General features: G+C 41.0%; 15 protein-coding genes. 13 read left to right on the top strand and 2 right to left on the bottom strand.

Going from position 1 to position 19,541, the window contains the following annotated elements:
• Positions 1 to 53: 53 nt before the first annotated feature.
• The 10 genes from F580_RS23935 (at position 54) to F580_RS0104070 (ending at position 15,251) form a co-directional block, all read left to right on the top strand.
• Complete coding sequence (locus F580_RS23935; protein WP_019026423.1) at positions 54 to 1,595, top strand: sulfatase; 1,542 nt, start codon at positions 54 to 56, stop codon at positions 1,593 to 1,595.
• Entirely contained in the window at positions 1,550 to 3,595 is a 2,046-nt protein-coding gene (locus F580_RS0104110) for a sulfatase-like hydrolase/transferase (protein ID WP_019026422.1), read from the top strand. Before F580_RS23935 ends, F580_RS0104110 begins: the two co-directional genes overlap by 46 nt.
• A gap of 54 nt (positions 3,596 to 3,649) precedes the next feature.
• Positions 3,650 to 4,837 (top strand): alpha/beta hydrolase, encoded by a 1,188-nt coding sequence (locus tag F580_RS25385; protein WP_083926939.1) that lies wholly within the window; start codon positions 3,650 to 3,652, stop codon positions 4,835 to 4,837.
• A 46-nt stretch (positions 4,838 to 4,883) separates the two neighbouring features.
• A complete protein-coding gene (locus tag F580_RS0104100; RefSeq protein WP_157442994.1) occupies positions 4,884 to 6,305 on the top strand; it encodes a hypothetical protein in 1,422 nt (473 codons plus the stop codon).
• A gap of 42 nt (positions 6,306 to 6,347) precedes the next feature.
• Positions 6,348 to 6,962, top strand: coding sequence for a nuclear transport factor 2 family protein (locus tag F580_RS0104095; protein WP_019026419.1), 615 nt, complete (start codon positions 6,348 to 6,350; stop codon positions 6,960 to 6,962).
• Between the two features lie 627 nt (positions 6,963 to 7,589).
• A complete protein-coding gene (locus F580_RS0104090) occupies positions 7,590 to 7,826 on the top strand; it encodes a hypothetical protein (RefSeq protein ID WP_019026418.1) in 237 nt (78 codons plus the stop codon).
• 128 nt (positions 7,827 to 7,954) lie between these two features.
• The gene (locus tag F580_RS0104085) at positions 7,955 to 11,320 is read left to right on the top strand and encodes a choice-of-anchor U domain-containing protein (protein WP_019026417.1); all 3,366 of its coding nucleotides are present in this window, start codon (positions 7,955 to 7,957) and stop codon (positions 11,318 to 11,320) included.
• A gap of 988 nt (positions 11,321 to 12,308) precedes the next feature.
• The gene (locus F580_RS0104080; protein WP_019026416.1) at positions 12,309 to 12,875 is read left to right on the top strand and encodes a DUF4136 domain-containing protein; all 567 of its coding nucleotides are present in this window, start codon (positions 12,309 to 12,311) and stop codon (positions 12,873 to 12,875) included.
• 83 nt (positions 12,876 to 12,958) lie between these two features.
• Entirely contained in the window at positions 12,959 to 13,462 is a 504-nt protein-coding gene (locus F580_RS0104075) for a DUF3016 domain-containing protein (RefSeq protein WP_019026415.1), read from the top strand.
• 34 nt (positions 13,463 to 13,496) lie between these two features.
• The gene (locus tag F580_RS0104070) at positions 13,497 to 15,251 is read left to right on the top strand and encodes a mechanosensitive ion channel family protein (RefSeq protein ID WP_245560585.1); all 1,755 of its coding nucleotides are present in this window, start codon (positions 13,497 to 13,499) and stop codon (positions 15,249 to 15,251) included.
• Positions 15,252 to 15,422: 171 nt separating this feature from the next.
• On the opposite strand, the gene F580_RS0104065 is transcribed toward F580_RS0104070, so the two are convergent.
• A complete protein-coding gene (locus F580_RS0104065) occupies positions 15,423 to 15,728 on the bottom strand; it encodes a hypothetical protein (RefSeq protein ID WP_019026413.1) in 306 nt (101 codons plus the stop codon).
• A 38-nt stretch (positions 15,729 to 15,766) separates the two neighbouring features.
• Positions 15,767 to 16,807 (bottom strand): EF-P beta-lysylation protein EpmB, encoded by a 1,041-nt coding sequence (gene epmB, locus F580_RS0104060; protein WP_019026412.1) that lies wholly within the window; start codon positions 16,805 to 16,807, stop codon positions 15,767 to 15,769.
• Positions 16,808 to 16,905: 98 nt separating this feature from the next.
• Between epmB and efp the strand changes: the two genes are divergently transcribed.
• The 3 genes from efp to F580_RS0104040 all read left to right on the top strand — a co-directional run bounded on the left by efp (position 16,906) and on the right by F580_RS0104040 (position 19,489).
• Positions 16,906 to 17,478 carry an elongation factor P gene (gene efp / locus F580_RS0104055; RefSeq protein WP_019026411.1) on the top strand — a complete coding sequence of 191 codons (573 nt, stop codon included), beginning with the start codon at positions 16,906 to 16,908 and terminating at the stop codon, positions 17,476 to 17,478.
• A gap of 29 nt (positions 17,479 to 17,507) precedes the next feature.
• Entirely contained in the window at positions 17,508 to 18,191 is a 684-nt protein-coding gene (locus tag F580_RS0104050) for an outer membrane beta-barrel protein (RefSeq protein WP_019026410.1), read from the top strand.
• A 275-nt stretch (positions 18,192 to 18,466) separates the two neighbouring features.
• Positions 18,467 to 19,489 (top strand): LacI family DNA-binding transcriptional regulator, encoded by a 1,023-nt coding sequence (locus tag F580_RS0104040; protein ID WP_019026408.1) that lies wholly within the window; start codon positions 18,467 to 18,469, stop codon positions 19,487 to 19,489.
• Positions 19,490 to 19,541: the final 52 nt, after the last annotated feature.

Genomic DNA, 19,541 nt, shown 5'->3' with positions numbered 1-19,541 from the left:
TGAAAATAACGCGCATACTATTTATCCTATTGGTATCACTAGCGGGGCTTAACATGTCCGCTGCTATGGCCAACAAAGACCATAGTCAGAAAAATCTGCTGGTGATTATGGCCGATGATTTAAATGATTGGGTGGGTGCTTACGGCGGTCACCCACAGGCGAAGACGCCTAATATCGATCGGCTTGCATCCATGGGTGTGAGGTTTGAAAATTTTCATACCGCCGTGCCTTTATGTAATCCCTCAAGAGCAGCTGTTTGGACAGGTATACGGCCTCATGTATCGGGTATTCACACTAACAATGATGCTCATTATATGGATGGCTCAACAGTGTTGCATGAGCACCTGCAAAATAATGGTTTTTACACCATTGGTGCAGGTAAAATATTTCACGGGGGCAGTGGCGGTGGCAGAGTCGTCGAGTATTGGGATAAGTATACCAGTTATAAAAATGTGCAGAACGAGACTAATAAAGTCAACTCACTGCACGCCGACATTCCTGACAGCCATAAAGACGAGATCAAAAAACCGATGAAGTTTCGTGGCTTTGATTGGTATCAATTGCCTAATAATGATGAGCTGGTACCAGATCATCGTATAACCACCGACTTTATTAATAATTTTAACAACCGCCCCAAGAATAAACCCTTTGCCGCTTTTGTTGGCCAGTTTTTCCCTCATCTGCCGTGGATTTTACCGAAAAAATATTTCGATATGTTCCCATTAGAAAGCATAATTCTACCTGAGAAGGGTCATAACGATACTGCTGATATTCCTGTGGAGCACATCGAGAACTACAAAAAACGCGAGCGTGAGCATCAGCTGATGGTTGACAATGATTTGGAAAAACAAGCGGTGCAGGCTTACCTAGCTTCTACTTATTTTGCCGATCAGCAAATTGGTCGTATTTTGGATATGCTTGAAGATAGTGGCGAAATAGACAATACCATCATTGTGTTTTGGTCTGATCACGGTTGGCACTTTGGCGAGAAGAATAACTGGCATAAACAGACCTTGTGGGAAGAAGCTACCCGTACCCCTTTTGCCATGGTCGTGCCCGGTATGACACAGGCGGGCAGTGTGACCACTCGAACAGCCGATTCCATCTCCATTTTTAATACTGTTTTCGAATTACTCGGTGTAAAAGCCCCTGCAGGGCAAAGCGATGGTATATCCATAGTGCCATTACTTAAAAATCCACAACTGAGCTGGGAGCACCCGGCGATCAGCACTAATTTTAGTGGTTCACATTCGGTGCGCAGTGAGCATTGGCGTTACACCCGCTACGCCAGTGGTGGGGAAGAGCTTTATGATCACCGCAGCGATCAGGCTGAGTCTGTTAACCTGTTGCACCCGACCAATAACAAGCGGCCAGAGTTTCATGCCTTGATTCGCAATCAACTCAAGCAGCATTTGGTCCAAGGTGGTTTTCCACTTAAGCCACCAGTAGAGGTTGAGAGAACCTCACAAAACACTAAGTATCTAAAGGAAATGTTTAAATCAAACCCAACTGCTGATAGCGATAAGGATGGAGTGATGAGCAAAATAGAATGGACAGCATACAAGAAGATACAGAAAAAAAGGGCAAGGTCATGAGAGTAACAAGGTTTATTTCAATTATATGCGTGTTGGTCGCAGCGCTACAAGCATCTAATACCCTGGCAAAACAATCTGTTCTAACTCAGAACAAGCCTAATATCGTGGTGTTTTATGCCGATGATCTAGGTTATAGCGATCTAGGCGCTTATGGGGCTAAATACTATACGACTCCCAATATCGATCGTTTGGCAGCCCAGGGATTGAAGTTCACTGATGCCTATGCAAACTCACCTAATTGTGCGCCTGCACGGGGCGCGCTTTATTCCGGGCAATACAATGGCCGAACCGGCATGTATAACGTGGGTTATGCCGAGCGTGGTAAAGGTATTCATCGCAGCCTTATTCCCCCGCCCAACCGAGGTGATCTGACCCTTAATGTTAAAACCTTTGCCGATGCCCTCACCGATCAAGGTTACAATGCGGTGCAGTTTGGCAAGTGGCATCTGGGTTATACAGCAAAAACACTTCCGCCACAGCGGGGTTTTAAAGCGCGTTATAGCAGTGGCCCTTATGCGGGCTCTTTTATGAGTGAAATTCTTTATAAACCATCACGCTGGGCACATTTCCACGATAGTGAAGGCATGGGTGCTATGGGCGGAACAGGATCTCAGAAGGCTGAGGGCGGTTTTCAAATGATATACGGTGACATGAATGACAAGCGCAATAACAAATCGGATAATTTTACCGTAGCTGATGACTCTTTAGCTTTGAGGGGCGAATACCTCAGCGACTATATTGATCGCAAAACACCAGTCATGTTGGCAGACTTAAAATCCCAAGGTAAGCCTTTCCTGTTGATGATGAATCATTATCTGGTTCATGGCCCAGTCAATGCGCCTGAACAAGATATTAAACCTTTTAGATCTCGAGTGACAGATGGCGCTGATAAAAATCCGGTCTTTGCTGCTATGGTGAAGAAGCTGGATGATAGTCTAGGCTTATTGATGCAAAATCTGGAAAAACTCGATCTACTCGATAATACCCTAGTGATTGTCTATTCAGATAATGGCGGCGTTGGCGGATATAAAAGTCTTGGCATTAATGGGGCAAGTGAGCATACAGGTAACGAGCCGCTAAAAGGGGGCAAAACCATGCTCTACGAAGGTGGCATCCGTGTGCCACTGATCATGTATTGGAAAGGCAAAATTGCGCCTGCGCAAGTGACTAATGAAATGGTGGCGGGTATCGACTTTTTTCCAACCCTATTAGCGCTGGCAGGAACCGATAAAGCCACCTTTGAGAAAAAGCACAATCAAGTCCTTGACGGTGAAAGTATGCTGCCGCTGATGAATAATGCCGATGCCAAACTGGATCGTGACACTCTGGCCTTCCATTTTCCCGCTTATGCCCTGGGTTATTGGGGTAAGGGAAAGACACAAGCTTATTGGCGCTCTACGCCTGTTAGTGTAATTCGTACCCGTAGCCACAAGCTGGTGGAGCACTTTGTTGGTGAAGAGGTTCCCGGAGATGGTAGCCGCTTAGAGCTTTATGCCATAGCCGATGATATGGGCGAGACCAAAGACATAAGTAAAGGAAACCCGGAATTAACGCATAAATTGTGGCAACAGTTGGTGCAATGGCGCGAAAAAACTGGCGCCAAGGTACCAGTTAAAAAGAGCAATGAACAAAGCGCCTATCGTCAAGCTGGCCCTCTGGTGGTGATGGCCCTTAACGATGACTTGCGTCATAACTTTTCATTCAACAAAAAGGGTGGCGTGATCATTGTTGGCTCAGACAAGGTCAAAGGAGTCAGCACAAAATTAGCGACATCGATGATCATAGAGAAGATTAATGGCGATTCTGTCTCTGGTCTTGCTGACTTTGATCGCCTAGTCAATAAAAATTACGGTAAGACGGTCACTGTTTCAGTCTTTATTAAGGGAAAAACCAAGCCGTTTAAAGTGAAATTTAGCGAGAAATCCGGGCCGTATCGTCCAGATGAACATTTGTACAATGATTTTCAAAAATTTTTAAGGGTTGCTAATGTTAATGGTTAAGGTCATAGAAAAATTGGTAGTTGTGATGGTTGAGAATTACGGGAGTTTGAAGTAATGCGGCTTTTGGTTTTGATAGGATTGCTGTTGGGGGCGTTTACTTGCTGGGGCAAGTCAAGCTGGCAAGAACAACAGGCACGTGCTGAGGATATTTCAGCTCAGTATCAGGCGAAGTATCCACAGGTAAGATCGGACCGCATTGTGTTTAAAAAGGTAGCGCTGCCAGATGGTTCGGAGCTGGAGCTCGATTTCCGAATAGTCCGCCCGAAAACCGGTGGTCCGTTTCCTGTGGTGTTTTTTGTTCATGGCGGAGCATGGGGGACCGGTAGCAAGGCGCAATTTACTCATGAGTCGTTCGAGCTGGCTGATAACGGAATTGCCGGTGTTCGCTTGGAATATCGCTGGAAAAAACACGGCGCGAAATATCCACAAGCAATCTCTGATGTTATGGACGCGATAGACTTTGTTCGCCAGCGTGCGGATGAATTTAATTTAGATTTCAACCGCGTCGGGCTGGCTGGCGGCTCTGCAGGTGGGCATCTTTCATCAATCGCGGCACAATTAACTCCTGAATGTATTTCTTACGATGGTTTTAACGGCTTGTTCGATGCCTTTGAGCGCAATGGCGGCAGGTTTGGTGGTGGTGACTATACCGGCACCACTGAAGCTCAAAAGAAAAGTGCTTCAGCGATGTACATGATAAAGGATAATCCGCCGGACACCTTGCTCTATCATGGCACTGCCGATACAACGGTTGTCGTCAAGCAAGCTTACCGCTTTAGTGAGGCTATCCGCGCTAAGGGCGGAAACGCAGATGTTTTAGCTTATAACGGAGCAGGCCATGCCTTTTTCAACAAGGCTCCTTACCAAGTAGTGACCACACAAGCGCTGCTTGATCACACCTCGTTTGTCTTCGGCTTGACCAATAAAAAGCCGGTGCTTTCCGACTATGCCCTACCGCCAAAACAAGCCAATGTGTCAAAAAAGGCCCTTGTGTCAAAACCGGTCGAGCTGCCCGCCGGATTTCAACTGATTGGAAAGTGGCTCAAGCAAGGCAGTTCTGCGAAGGTTTTTGAGTTTAAGACCAATAATATCGCGATCAGTCCGGCTGAAGTCCAGTTGAAGTGGCAAGTGCGCGATGGCAACTATATGCTCTTTTGGAAGAACGGAAATGGGGCCAAGATAGAAATCAGCGATGCCGATAAAATCAAGATCGGGAAAACGGTGTATCTGAAGGCACAATAAGGTCAACAGTCAGTCTATGAAAAAATGTAACAGTGAAAAATATTATATGTCGAATTTATTCAAATTATTGTTTATTGCACTCTTATCAGTGTCTTTGCCAGCTCTTTGCCAAGAAACTGGCAAAGAAACTGGCAAAGAAACTGTTTTCGTCAATGTTAATACCGAAATTGAACGTTGGCAGACCTCGAAATATTTGACAGGCTCGCATTTTGTTTATGCGGTTGAGAGTGACAACTTGTACAAAGAACAACGCATTAGTGCTTGGATGCAAGAAAGTAAGGTTGGCACTATACGTTGGCCTGGCGGCACTGCGGTTCAGTATTACCATTGGGATGATTTAAACGGCATTCCCTTTAAAATTGATAGCTGGGATCCGGAATATAATTCAGTGGCAAAATCTCCAGACAACTTTATGGATGTTGACGAATATTTAGCTTATACAAAGAAATTAAATATCGAACCTATGATTGGATTAAATATTCGTTCTGGTAAAAAGTATGGCCGTGATCAAGATGGGTTGGATGAAGCTAAACGTTTAATTGAGCATGTAAAGTCTAATGGCTACAAGGTAAAGTTTTGGTATATAGGTAACGAGGGTTATGCTAAAGGATTCAGTGCTAAGAAATATGCCCAATATATTGATATGTATGCCAGTGTGCTCAAATCAGTTGACCCTGATATTACTATCATTGGCGATTGGAAGTTTGGTCCTATTAAAAAACAACGCTATAAACAAGCCATCAACATTGCCAAACAATCACAGCATTTAGACGTGCTCGAATTTCATGAAAAATGGGGAAATGAATGGGGATTAGAAACAGGCACATCAATATCACAATGGAGAGAAGAGTTTCCTTTATATAACGGCCGTCTAGCAAATTATATCAATGATTTTCATGAAAACATGAAGCTGATCAACAAACCTGAAATGCGACTATCGTTGAATGAATGGGGATTAGGTAATATTAACGGGGCTTCAAAATTTGATTATGGCTTGATTGCAGCAGACTTCCTAATCGAAATTTTTCGTAATAAGGTCTTTCAGGCTTGTTATTGGAATTTAAACATGGGAAGTGGTGATAGTAGAATATTAAATACTAATAAAGGTAAACTCGTTGGCTTGAATCCAAGCGCTAGCGTGTTTACATTGTTTGCTTCCGCTATGGAGAAAGAACTGCTCTTTATTGAATCTTCTAAAAGGCACGTATATGGGTTTTCGGTTAAAGACCCTATCACATCTGAACTTCAATTATATTTAATCAATAAGTCAAATGAAGCCGTAGATGTTGTCATTGGTTTTGATGACTCTCTACAGGGTAAAAAAATAACTATCAGTAAAGAGTCCTATGTTACTCCTGGGATTTTACAAAAAGATAAAAAAGTGAGTTATCGCCCTAAACAAGATAAAAAGGTGTCATTACCCGCATGGTCTATGAATAAATTGATGGTATCAGTACCTTCAAATTAAGTTGTTTTTTCATCACTTTATTCCATAGTACAGGGAACTAACATGACAAGTATTATCAAAAAGCCTCTAGCCGTCTTAACACTATCGTTACTAATTTGTTCAACTAGCTTTGCCGATGAGGCATCATCCTCTGAAAAGACAACTCAAACTGCAAAGCTGTCAAAAGAGCAACGTTTCATTGTAGAAGATCATTCACAAAAAGGGTTAGGGGAGCAATTTTCTACGGTCAGCCAAAAAAGTATAGAGGAAAAAATTCAATTCCTCCTAGACAGAGAAGAGATCACCGCAGTCATCAAATATTATGCCCTGACCATGGACTCTAGAGATTGGGATTTTCAGCGGGAGATCTTTACTGAAAGATATGAACACTACAAAAACGGAAAGTTTTTAGCCATAAGCATCGATGATCGCATCGCATTGAGAGAGGAATCTGCAGTGAAATGGGCTTCCACTCAGCACATGGCTTCTATCTACTCTATAAACATTGATGGAGACACCGCTTTTGTCAAATCCACTCTACATGCGAGGCATTTTCCTGAAGGTGGCAAGCGTAGTCAAGAGAGGGTGATGATCGGACAATATCGATACGTATTGAAGAAAACCACCAAAGGCTGGAGGATCAATCTCATGCGTTTAGTTCCCAGCAGAAAGAAGTGAATCAACAGACTCTTCAAACATGCCTCCTTTGTTATGAATAAATTGATGATATCTAAATAACTGTATTAGTATGGAATATAGAGAGTTTTTTACTATTTTTTACTCTTTTTACTAAATGTTTTTGTATTTATCAAATGATCTTCAGAGGCGGGGATTTCGGCTTGTATCAAAATGTATCCTTACGTAACTCAATTGAGACAATATCGTATTGTTCGGGCATATCTTTGACATATTCATGTGTTTTAGTAGTGTTAGCTAGATGCCGTATTAGGAAAAATACTTAGCAGGATGCTGGTATGCAAACTTGCAGGGAGATTTATACCAAACGGATTAATTAATTGACCAACTTTGAGCTTCAGTAGCAAGATTAGAACAAACGAAATGTGTTAAACATAGTTTTTCTATATTTCATTCATTTTGTGAAGTTATCAGGTTGCTACTGAGCTCCCGAAGGGCGAGTTTAAAAGGCTTACATGCGGCGTTATTGATTTTGACAAGGGAAAAACCATTCTCGTCAATCAATGGCTTGCCTCTAAGCCTTTTAATTCTGGCTAAGTGATCAATAAATTAGTCCGATTGGTATTATTTACAAAAGCCGCTAATTAAACAATATATGAGAGACCTATTATGTACAAAAAAATCGCGTTAGTAACCCTATTATTATCAGTTTCAGCTTTAACCTTTGCTGAAGCTGATGAAGTAAAAAAAGAAAAATTTAAATGGACGGCTACGGAACAATCATGCGGTAGAATAGATGCTCAAATAATAAAAGCCAAAGCCGATGTCAAAGCCGAAAAAGCTCCCGCTAGAAGAATTAAACAAGCTGAAAACAAAAAGGCGAAATGTGTGGCCATAGGTCTTTAAATAGCTCTAGATGGGTTTTTCTAATTTACTCATAGTAAAAGACCCTTACCATATCGCTAACGACAATTAATAACATAAAGAGCCATTTTCATGGCCAAACTTACAAAATGTACATAGGGGAATTGATAATGATTACTTCAAAATACAACATTGCCGGCGCCGTTGCTGCAGCACTTTTATTGGCAAGTGCACCGACACTTGCTGAAGATATACCGAACAATTACATTGAAAATTTTACTGATGGTGATTTAGAGGGCTTGACTGGTTTTTCCAGCGCCGGCACACTCGAGTTTAATGCTGAAACTGCCCCGAAACCCAACCCAACATTAGCTTGGAATGTTGATGACAATGCCGGCTCTTATTATAATCAAACAGGGCAATGTAAGTTTGTTAGTACAGCACATACAGGGTTTATTCTTGCTCCCCAAAAAGATGGTGCTAACTACTCCAGCGATTACGCCGCTTGTACTCCTAAACGTGGTAAAGATAGCCACGGCATAGGCAGGCAAGTAGATAATATTGTACCAGGCGCAACCTATTACTTATCCGGTGATGGTGCAAACAAAGGCAGCCTGCGCTGGGCCTACTCCTACAGCAAAGTAGGCGCGCCTATTGTTGATGGTTTAGCAGAAGTAACCACTGTAAATTTAACTAACATTGTGGTGTCTGATAATGCCTGGATAACGGTCACGGACAGCTTTGTTGCGCCCGATGATATTGACTTGGCTCAACCTTTTATTGTCTTTATTAAAACTCCACCTAGCGAGGCCTACCCGAAAACAGGGGGTATTTTTAAAGATGAACGTGCACCAATGTGGGTTGATAATTTATCTTTAATGGGACCACCTCAAGATGGCGGTGACAACGTCGATAGCGATGGCGACGGTGTGCAAGATGATGATGATGCTTTCCCCAACGATGTCGCCGCCAGTATCGACACCGATAATGATGGTGCGCCAGATAGCTGGAATGCAGAAAAAAGTGCTAACGACTCGACCACGGGGCTTGCCTTAGACGCTTTCCCCAATGATGTCGCCGCCAGTATCGACACCGATAATGATGGTGCGCCAGATAGCTGGAATGCAGATAAAAGTGCTGACGACTCGACCACGGGGCTTGCCTTAGATGTTTTCCCAAATGATGTCGCCGCCAGTATCGACACCGATAATGATGGTGCGCCAGATAGCTGGAATGATGGTTATAGTGCTGACGACTCGACCACAGGGCTTGCCTTAGACGCTTTCCCAAATGATGTCGCCGCCAGCATCGACACCGATGGTGATGGTGCACCAGATAGCTGGAATGACGGTTATAGTGCTGATGACTCGACCACAGGGCTTGCCTTAGACCTTTTCCCAAATCAAGCTAACGATGCTGATGGCGATGGTGTGTCAGATGGCGATGACGCTTTCCCAGATGATATCGCCGCCAGTATCGACACAGATAATGACGGTGCGCCAGATAGCTGGAATGACGGTTATAGTGCTGACGACTCGACTACAGGGCTTGCTTTAGACCTTTTCCCAAATGATGCGAATGATGCTGCAGATATAGTAACTGCGATTAATGCGATTGAAACTGCAGGCACATTAAGTATTGATGCCACAGGTGCTGACACTGAGATTAGCCCCGCTGTTGACGCTTTTGTTAGTCAAGTGTTAGCAGAAGCAGGTATTACTGGTGTTTCGGTTAACAGTATTGACGGTGATGCGTTAAGAAGCTCAGGTAGTCATAACCTAACAGTAGCGCTTATTAATAACGCTGGCTCGATTATTTCATTTGACCTTGTTTTAAACATTATTCCGACAGTTTTTATCCCTGAAACGGTTGTGGTAAGCGAAAATAAAGAGATAGCCTTTAACTTAGATTTATCTGGCGCGCCACTATTATACCCAGTGACTTTCTCCTACCGATTTGAAACGATGGAAGAAGTTCCCTTCATTATTGATGAAGCTGTGTTAACCATTGATGAAGGTGAAACACTGTCAGTGGTATTGCCAGGGCAAGTTATCGGCGATTATCAAGTGGTATTCTTTGAAGGCTCTGAAAGAAACGCTGCTATCTCGGCTAATTCAGTAACCAAGATTATATCACTAGGTAATACCGCTCCGGCAGTTGATGTTGCACTATTAAATAATGGTGAAGTGGTTACCGTACTAGACCAAACTGCCAATGCTGCTATTGCTATTAATATCACTGATATTGATATGGATACCGAGCATAGTGTGGTTGTTACCATCAATAACGTCGAAGTGTTTAATGCCACCAATGATGTGACTAACCCGGAAATAGTCGTTCCAGTTGATGCTGATGCCTTAGCGTCGGGTAGCTTAGATATTAGCGTTGTCGTTACAGAATTAGCGACTGATGATCTGTATAGTGCATCACAAACACTGAAAGTTAGTGTTGAACCAGAGTTAGCCGTTTTAACTGGTGATGATACTGATGGTGATGGTGTTTCAGATTCAATCGAAGGTTATGGTGACGACGATGGTGACGGCATTGCCAACTACCTTGATGATTCCACTTTAGAAAAACATCAGCAAAACATAGGTACTGGTGACGATGCGGTGACTATCACGGTTGATGAAGGCTTGACCCTGTCAATTGGTGACGTATTGAAAGAGCTTGAATCAGGTTTGGCTAATTCCATCGGTGTTGAAGTAGCAACAATGGATGACTATGTCTTATTAGTTGACGTTGCGGTTGATGATCAAGGTGATGTTATTGATGCAGATATTGCAGCATCGTTAGTTGATGTTAAGGCTTTCTTAATTCCGTTGATAGATTTTAAGATTACCGGCGCAAATGCGGGCGAAGCGGTTAATATCATCATACCGTTACCTACTGCGCTACCGATAAATTCTGAATACCGTAAAGTTCAAGAAGACGGTTCGCTAGTCGTCTTTGATACTAACAATGGTAATACTATTAAGTCGGCAATAAGTGATGCACAGGGCGATTGTCCAGCGGCGGATTCAATTGATTGGCAAAGTGGTTTAAACCTAGACAACGATTGTGTGAAACTGACGATTGTAGACGGTGGTGTTAATGATGCCGATGGTGAAGCCAATGGTGTTATTGTTGACCCAGCCGTTATTGTTGAAGTGAATTCTGCGCCAACAGATGTGTCTGCCAGTGCGAGTTCTATCAACATTGTTGGTGGTGGTTTAGTCGATTTGACCGCAAGTGCATCGGATGCAGATAACGATGATTTAACCTATAGCTGGGTTCAAACAGCCGGTGAAACTGTAACGGTTTTTAATGACGCTGATAAAAAGGTAGCAATGATTGTTGGACCAAACGCAACGACCACTTTAACATTTGAAGTTACGGTGAGCGATGGTGTTTCTTCGACCACAGCGTCTGTGAATGTTGAGGTAAGCGAAGTTGGGGAGGAAAAGACCAGTGGTGGTGGTAGTTTAGGCACTAGTGCCTTATTGTTCTTGGCTGGCTTAGCGGGTTTACGCAGAAGAGCAAAGCGTAACCTTTAAGCAGAGTTTAAGCGGTTTAAAATAAACCACCGAGTTAATGCCAGTCAGTTAAACTGACTGGCATTTTTGTTTTTAGCCGAACCCTTCGGGTAGCGATTTGATGGGTATTTATACAAGGCAGATCCTTTGTAATGGCTAAATGATTTTGGCCATTAATTTATAGTTTCTATGGCGGAAAGGGGGCTATAGCGCCATAGAGTAAATACCCTAATTAAATATAGCCTTGTTAAGCCTAAACTGATCTTTTCATGCTAAGTTTGATCAAATAAAGCCAGTTTTGGCTATTGAAACTTTAAAAGGTATATTGATTTTTTTGGAACAATCCCGTTATTAAAGAGCGTCAGGATATCAAGGGTATAATGCAGGGTACTTTAATTTACTGGTGTTTATTTTCTCTTTAAATTAGTGTGTTACATTTTTTGGGCAGCATGATGTAATTTATGCTTGTCTAAATTGTTAATTTCAGCGTTGCTTTATAGTTCGTTTAAGAAATACTAAACGTCACCATAAAGCGCCTTGAACTAAACGATTTATCCTGCGCATAAAACATTTTATTGTTTATAGCACATACTTGAATAAGTAAATAAAAGCTCGCTTCGGCGGGCTTTTTTGTTTTTTGTTTTTTGTATAAAACTAAGTGAATAGTTCGTTTAAGAAACACTAAACGTCATCATAAAGCGCCTTGAACTAAACGATTTATCCTGCGCATAAAACATTTTATTGTTTATAGCACATACTTGAATAAGTAAATAAAAGCTCGCTTCGGCGGGCTTTTTACTTGTTATTTTTTACCTTTAGTTAAAGGAAATATGAAGGCTAGTGTGCTGGTAAAGTATAAATAGTGTCGCTGAAACCTAATAAAGTAGCGATTACACAAGATAACGTTAAGGTTACATTGTTCCTCGTAATTTAGTTGATTGTATTTATATACTTAACTGGTGATTTAAGTCAGTATTGAAGTGATAATACATATTTCTAGGATTGAATAATGAAGAAAAATATTACTGTAGCCACAGCTCTACTTAGCTGCCTATTTGTAAGTGCTTGTGTGACTGTACAGGTACAGCCGCAAGTAAATAAAAATCAATTAGCCATTTCAAGTGTTCGTGATATTCCTATTTCTTATTCACCGGGTAGTCAATTCTCTTTGGCCCCTAAATATGTAGAAGAAACCTCGTTAAAAGCTGAACAAACTCAAACGATATATAAGCTTTATGCGGATGCCATTATTGCTGATTTAAATAGTCATGGTTTTAAAAATACTGATGATGCGAGTCATTCTGCTTTTTATGTCGGTTTTGGCGTTGCTTTAGCCAGTGATTTATCGGATGAAACCATCAATGATAAATTTGGTGTTACTCCTGGTTTACCCAGTAACGATGAACTGAAAAAAGGTAGTTTTTTAATTTACATTGAAGATGCCCGCACAGGGAAAAAAGTTTGGCGTGGCGCTGCACAAGGTTTTGCTCATGAAGACAGTAGTGAAGCAGAAAGAATACAACGCACGGTAGCGATTGTCAGTCGTGTGATGAAGCAGTTTTACATGACAAATTAGTACGTTAAACCATCAGAATGATACGATATTTATCGGTAGAGTCTGCTTTACTAAGTATTAATATTCAGTGAGGGGATTTAAAAATGAAAAAATACACTTATATGTTATCAGTTTTAATGTCGACGTTGTTACTAACACCGAGTGCCTTTGCGGCAAATAGTGAAGTGACTTGGACTGATTATAAAAGCTATCGTGATATCGATGCCGGTAATGAAAACCGTAAGTCATTTAGAGAGCGCGTTTTTAAAGACTTTGAAAAACACTTTGCTAAACTTGCGGCGACCTTGCCTGCTGATCAAACCTTGAAAATAGATGTTACCGATGTGGATTTAGCCGGAGATACTAATGCTGCTGGCATTAACCGGGTCCGTATTATCAAGCATTTATATTCGCCTCGTATGAACTTTTCTTATCAGCTCATTGACGCCAATGGTAACGTTGTTCAAGCAGATGAGGTTGTGGTTAAAGATATGAACTTCATGTCAGGCAATAGTTTGAAGTACCGTCATAAGTCATTTGGTTATGAAAAGAAAATGCTCGATGATTGGTTTGATAAGACCTTTAAAACATTGATTCTCAAAAAATAATACGCCATGAGAAACTCAATAAAAAGTCACAGTGGTGGCTTTTTTTATTACCGTCAATTCTATTTTCCTTTCAGTATTTAAGTTATTATCTTACTTTATGTTATCGCAAGGAAATGGCGCAATGATGCCTGCTCAATACTCTACTCTTTTATACCGATCTCCTGTTGCCTGGGGCATTTTATTCTTTATACTCCTGTTCAGTCTCGATGTTTCTAGCGCACAATCACCGAATAAAAGTGGTGCAGACTTATCCATTAAAACTATGCTCGATAGCAAAAAAGAGGCAAAGCAAAGTTTAAACCAATACGACTATTCACAAGCCTTTAATGTTCCCGAGGATGAGTTTGAACGCGGCCAACCTCGCAGCGCTATTGCCGGATATTTACGAGCTATGCGAGCGGGAGACTTAGCCTTAGCGACCAATTATTTAGATTACCGAAATTTGTCAGAAAAAACGCTTAACGTTGGTAAAGAAGAATTGGCGAGACAATTAGGCGTTGTGCTAAACCGCACCTTATGGGTTGATCTAAATAGTATCAGTGCCCGACAAGAAGGCCGAAAAAATGATGACTTACCTTCTTATCGAGAGTTGGTTGGAAAAGTTGAATATCAAGGTAATGATGTAGATATTTTATTACAGCATATTCCTAGAGCGGAAGATAAAGTTAAAATTTGGAAAATATCCAATGCCACCGTTGAGAAAATCCCCCGCTTATTTAAGCGTTATTCATATTCCCCCTTGGGAGAATTTTTAGCTAAAAGGTTACCGGCGATAGATTTATTTGGTGTCATGCTGTGGCAGTGGCTTTATTTCACTTTGATGATGCTTATTTATTACTGCATTGCTAAAGCATTTACTTGGCTGACAGCCTTTATTACCAAGAGAGTTTACAAAAATGTCTCTGAGGATGTTTTAAGCTTTATCAAGGAGCCAATCGCTTTATTAATTGCGGTGATTTTAGCACGCAGCTTTCGCGATGAGGCCAATGTTACTATTGCGTTTAGAGCGGTGACTGAAGGCAGTACGCTACTCATTATTGCTTGGTGCTGGGTGTGTTTTCGTTTTATTGATTTAATGAAAATTATACTGGCAGAAAAGTTCATTGCGCAAGAAAAACCCTTAGCCGTATATTTATTAAGGCCGGCCGGTACAGTGATAAAAATAATTATTTTTAGCATTGCAGCACTCAACTGGCTGGAAAACTTAGGCTTTAATCCATCTACATTATTAGCTGGTTTAGGTATTGGTGGTTTAGCCATTGCATTAGCGGCGCAAAAAACAGTAGAGAATATTATCGGTGCCATTACTTTATACACCTCAGCACCGATCAAAATTGGCAACTTTTGTCGCTTTGGCAATAGCTTTGGTGTGGTAGAGGAAATAGGTTTACGTTCAACACGTATCCGAACCTTAGAAAGAACCGTTATTTATGTCGCGAATGCAAAGTTTATTGATATGAATCTTGAAAATTTTTCCGAACGAGAAAAGATATTGTTTAGGCCTAAGATATTTTTAGCACCAGATACGCCAAAAGAAAACATTGATGCCTTATTAGTTGCAGTAAAAGCTATGTTCAGCTCGACAGAGATGGTTGCCGAGTCACCGATACGCGCTCACTTCAAAGCGTATTCTATCTATGGTTTAGAGTTAGATATTCTTGCTTATGTTAACACCACAGACTTTGATGTGTTTCTTGATGAGATCAACCAACTTAATCTGAATATCCTGGCTTTACTCAATGCACATGATTGTAAAATACAAGTCATGGCTGAGAGAGTTGCAGAGTAGCTTAGGAAAGGCTATTGGTCATTGTCGAGATGTCTGATCGAGAATCCATCTCTTTTAGAGCATGGATGTTCGACGAAAACACCTCGAAGATGACAGTCTCAAGGGTAAGAGTTATTGCTTATTTTTTTGAGTACTTAGTTGATTATGTTATCAATCAGATTAATGCTTATCTTATTGATTGTAGCTTTGTTCAAAGTTAGCCAATACGGTGTACAACTGCTCTATCTTTTTAACCAAGGTTATTAATTGCCCTTGCTCTTTACTTGCTTGCCACTGTAAAAGATCATCAGCAATTTCTTCAACATAGGGTTGGAAGGTGTCAGCTGTGCTGGTAAAACTAGCATCAGCAGTAAAAATAGCTTTAAAGCTGGCTTTTTTCTGTTCACGTAAATTGGCTAGGGTGGCATCAGCGGTTAAAGTTCTTTTTAATATAACTGAGATATTTTCAATAAGTTGTTGTTCAATTGCTTTAGTCATAACACTTCTTACGTTGAGGTTTTTCTTAATTGCGGTAATTATGCCAGATTGATTGGGGTTTTGTTAGCTTGGCCGGCAATTTCTCGCACTAACTTAGGCATTAAAAATCCAGGTAAGCGGGCAAGCATCTCTTTAGCTATTGCTACGGCGTCCGCCTCACTGACATCAAAGTGGGCCGCGCCTTGTACCGCATCAAAAAGGTGCAAATAGTAGGGTTGAATGCCGGCATCAAACAAGGTCTCACTTAATTTGCTCAATACCGTTGCATCATCATTAACCCCACGTAATAGCACACTTTGATTAAATAGCGGTATCCGCGCAACCCGTAGCGGCTCAAGTGCGGCAATTAACTCATCATTAATTTCGTTGGGGTGATTGATATGCAATACCATGGTGGTTTTTAAGCGTGAATCTTTTAAAAGAGCCACAAGACTTGCGGTGATACGATTAGGAATTACCACAGGTAAGCGAGTATGAAGTCGCAAACGTCTTACATGGGGAATTTTTTCTATTTTATCGATAAGCCAGCCTAAGTGATCATCATTAGCCATCAATGGGTCACCACCACTGAAGATAACTTCACTGATTTCATCATTAGCCGCAATATAATCAAGGGCGCTTTGCCAACGCTTTTTATTCGGGCTGTTATCTTGATAAGGAAAGTGACGGCGAAAGCAATAACGACAATTAATAGCACACGCCGATTTTACTATCATCAATACCCGATTTTTGTACTTATGCAGCAAACCTTCGGCGACTGTATCATGCTCAAATAAGGGATCAGCAGAATAGCCATCATTAAGCAAAAACTCCTCAGATAAGGGCATAACTTGCTTAAGGAGTGGATCGTTAAAATCGCCTTTTTTCATGCGCTTAATAAAAGACAGCGGCACACGCACCGGAAATAATTTACGTGCTTTAAAATGTTGTAAATAGTCATCAGGAGCAATATTAACCAAGGCTAAGAGTTGTTCTGGCTTGGTCACTACATCACGTAAATCTTTTTGCCATGATTTTTCATCACAAAGATGCAAATCCTGATCAATTTGGGTTATTATCTGCGGCAATTCTAATTTCAATTGAACATCTCTTACTAGCTACTGTCGCCATTATAACGGTTATAGACTAGTGAAGATCAAATAAATAACTAAGTAATCAATAAAAGAGCACACTTATTATGGCTAATTACAGTACCAACCAGTTCAAAGCTGGACTTAAAATCATGCTTGATGGCGAACCTTGTAACATTCTTGAAAATGAATTGGTTAAGCCTGGTAAAGGCCAAGCCTTTAGCCGTGTTAAAATTCGCAAACTCGTTTCAGGTAAAGTATTAGAGAAAACCTTTAAGTCAGGAGAGACGGTTGAAGGTGCTGACGTAATGGAAATTGAACTTGCCTATTTATATGCTGATGGTGAATTCTGGCACTTTATGAACAACGAAACCTTTGAGCAAATCGGCGCTGATGAAAAAGCAGTTGCTGATACTATTAAGTGGTTAGTTGAAGGTGATATTTGTACTATTACCTTATGGAACGGTACGCCAATTACCGTAACGCCGGCAAACTTTGTTGAAATCGATATCACCGAAACAGATCCCGGTCTAAAAGGTGATACCGCGGGTACTGGTGGCAAACCGGCAACGTTAGCAACAGGCGCTGTTGTTCGTGTGCCTTTGTTTGTGCAAATTGGTGAGAAAGTTCGCATTGATACTCGTTCGGGCGAATATGTATCGCGCGCAAGTAAAGCTTAATATAAATAAGCTAAATTAAAGGAATAATAATGTTTTTTAACAAGATGTTAATGTCAAAATTAATGATAATAAGCTGTGTTATTGGCTTAATAGTCAGTACGGTGAGTACTGATGCAAATGCTAATTACACCAAGCGCGGTGATAAGTGGGAAGCTAGCTTCAAAGTTTTGAACAACTTGTCTAGCGATATCGATGGCCAGAATGGCTCAAAAACTGCGATGGAAAGTGATTATGGCTGGGGCTTTACTCTTGGCTATAACATGAATGATCATATTTTATTTAATTTTGACTTCTCTTCATCCACGCCTAGTTATAATGCAACGTTAGTGAACGATGAGGGTGAAAAATTCAATGTCGGCCATAAAATGGACTTGATAGAAAGCCAGTTTAACGTGGTCTATAGTTTATTTGCTTCACAATTTACACCGTATGTTCAAGCTGGTGCCGGTTGGAGTTATGTTGATAGTAATATTTCCGATGGTCCTCCTGGTCAAGTATGTTGGTGGGATCCGTGGTGGGGTTACATATGCGAAGGCTATCAAAATACGTTTAATGACACCCGTTTTTCATACAATGTAGCCGCAGGTTTTCGTTACGAGTTAGATAACAGCTTATTTTTCCGTGCTAGTTACAAACAAGCTTGGATTGATTTTAGCAACTCAGATGATGCCAGCATCGGCTCTTATCATTTAGAAATAGGTTCTATTTTCTAAGTTATATAAGCGACAGCACACTTATTTTGAATAACGTTAGTTGGTAGTAAATCGTTAGTCAAATTATCAATAAAAGCCCAGCAAGCAGATACCTGTTTACTGGGTTTTTTGTTATTGTTTTTTGTTATTGTTTTTTGTTTTAGTATGAGGTATTTGACCAAATTGTCAGTGAGTTAATGCTGTTTTATCAGCGTCTTCCTATACATAAGACAGCTGCTCAGGTATATTATTATTAAGTTTTATTCTTGTTATTTTATTTTTTTTGAGTAGGTCGCGTGAAAGAAAAATCAACGTCATTTGACATCGCTTATAAAGCAGGGGTTTCGCAATCCACTGTCTCAAGAGCATTGCGAAATAGCCCATTAGTTAATGAGGCTACACGAGAAAAAATCCAGGCCATTGCCAAAGAGTTAAATTACAAGGTAGATAAAAATGCCAGTAATTTACGCTCACAGCAAAGTGACACTATTGCTTTGCTGTTGTTTGAAGACCCTACCAATGATGATTCAGCCATAAACCCATTTTTTTTATCTATGTTGGGCAGTATCACCCGAGCTTGTTCGCAAAAAGGCTATGACCTATTAGTGTCATTTCAGCAAGCAAGTGATGACTGGCATGCTGACTTTGAAGATAGCAATAAAGCCGATGGCTTAATTTTATTAGGTTATGGTGACTATGTTGACTACGAAGAGAAGTTAATTAAATTGCTAGAGCAAGGAACTCACTTTGTTCGTTGGGGCGCAGAAGTTAAAAATTTGCCCCTTATCTCGGTAGGTTGTGATAACTATCAAGGCGGTATAGAAATGACAGAGCACCTCATCAATAAAGGCCGTAGAAATATTGCCTTTTTAGGCAGTGCCTCAACTCATGCCCCTGAGTTTTTTGACCGCTATAAAGGCCACTGCCAGGCGATAAAAGCTAATGGCATAGTGGTGAATCCACTGTTGCAGTTTAACGCGCTATATACCGAGGAAGCGGGTTATCAGGCAGCATGTAAATTAATCGCAAGTGGTGAATCTTTTGATGCCATTTGTGCAGCATGTGATCTTATTGCAGTTGGCGCAATGCGGGCACTACAAGAGCATGAACTTAAGATTCCTGAGCAAGTAGCACTGGTTGGTTTTGATGATATTGCCATTGCCAGTTTTACTTTCCCACCATTAACTACGGTGAAACAAGATACCCAGTTGGCGGGGGAGTTATTAGTGGGAACTTTACTGGCTTTGATTAGTGGTGAAGAGGCGAAAACCACCTTGATCCCACCTGAATTAGTTGTTCGAAAATCTTGTGGCAATTAGCTAGTTAAGTTTTGCTTTAATACCGACTTAATTAAATTACTTAATTTAGAAA

The organism is Colwellia piezophila ATCC BAA-637 (genome assembly GCF_000378625.1).
Classification (GTDB): Bacteria; Pseudomonadota; Gammaproteobacteria; order Enterobacterales; family Alteromonadaceae; genus Colwellia; species Colwellia piezophila.
The sequence above is the reverse complement of the archived record's forward strand: the minus strand, read 5'-3'. Positions and strand labels throughout refer to the sequence as shown.

Bases quoted from the DNA above. Each gene is read 5' to 3' on its own strand.
- F580_RS23935 (WP_019026423.1), top strand. From the start codon at position 54: ATGTCCGCTGCTATGGCCAACAAAGACCATAGTCAGAAAAATCTGCTG.
- F580_RS0104110 (WP_019026422.1), top strand. From the start codon at position 1,550: ATGGACAGCATACAAGAAGATACAGAAAAAAAGGGCAAGGTCATGAGA.
- F580_RS25385 (WP_083926939.1), top strand. From the start codon at position 3,650: ATGCGGCTTTTGGTTTTGATAGGATTGCTGTTGGGGGCGTTTACTTGC.
- F580_RS0104100 (WP_157442994.1), top strand. From the start codon at position 4,884: ATGTCGAATTTATTCAAATTATTGTTTATTGCACTCTTATCAGTGTCT.
- F580_RS0104095 (WP_019026419.1), top strand. From the start codon at position 6,348: ATGACAAGTATTATCAAAAAGCCTCTAGCCGTCTTAACACTATCGTTA.
- F580_RS0104090 (WP_019026418.1), top strand. From the start codon at position 7,590: ATGTACAAAAAAATCGCGTTAGTAACCCTATTATTATCAGTTTCAGCT.
- F580_RS0104085 (WP_019026417.1), top strand. From the start codon at position 7,955: ATGATTACTTCAAAATACAACATTGCCGGCGCCGTTGCTGCAGCACTT.
- F580_RS0104080 (WP_019026416.1), top strand. From the start codon at position 12,309: ATGAAGAAAAATATTACTGTAGCCACAGCTCTACTTAGCTGCCTATTT.
- F580_RS0104075 (WP_019026415.1), top strand. From the start codon at position 12,959: ATGAAAAAATACACTTATATGTTATCAGTTTTAATGTCGACGTTGTTA.
- F580_RS0104065 (WP_019026413.1), bottom strand. From the start codon at position 15,728: ATGACTAAAGCAATTGAACAACAACTTATTGAAAATATCTCAGTTATA.
- efp (WP_019026411.1), top strand. From the start codon at position 16,906: ATGGCTAATTACAGTACCAACCAGTTCAAAGCTGGACTTAAAATCATG.
- F580_RS0104050 (WP_019026410.1), top strand. From the start codon at position 17,508: ATGTTTTTTAACAAGATGTTAATGTCAAAATTAATGATAATAAGCTGT.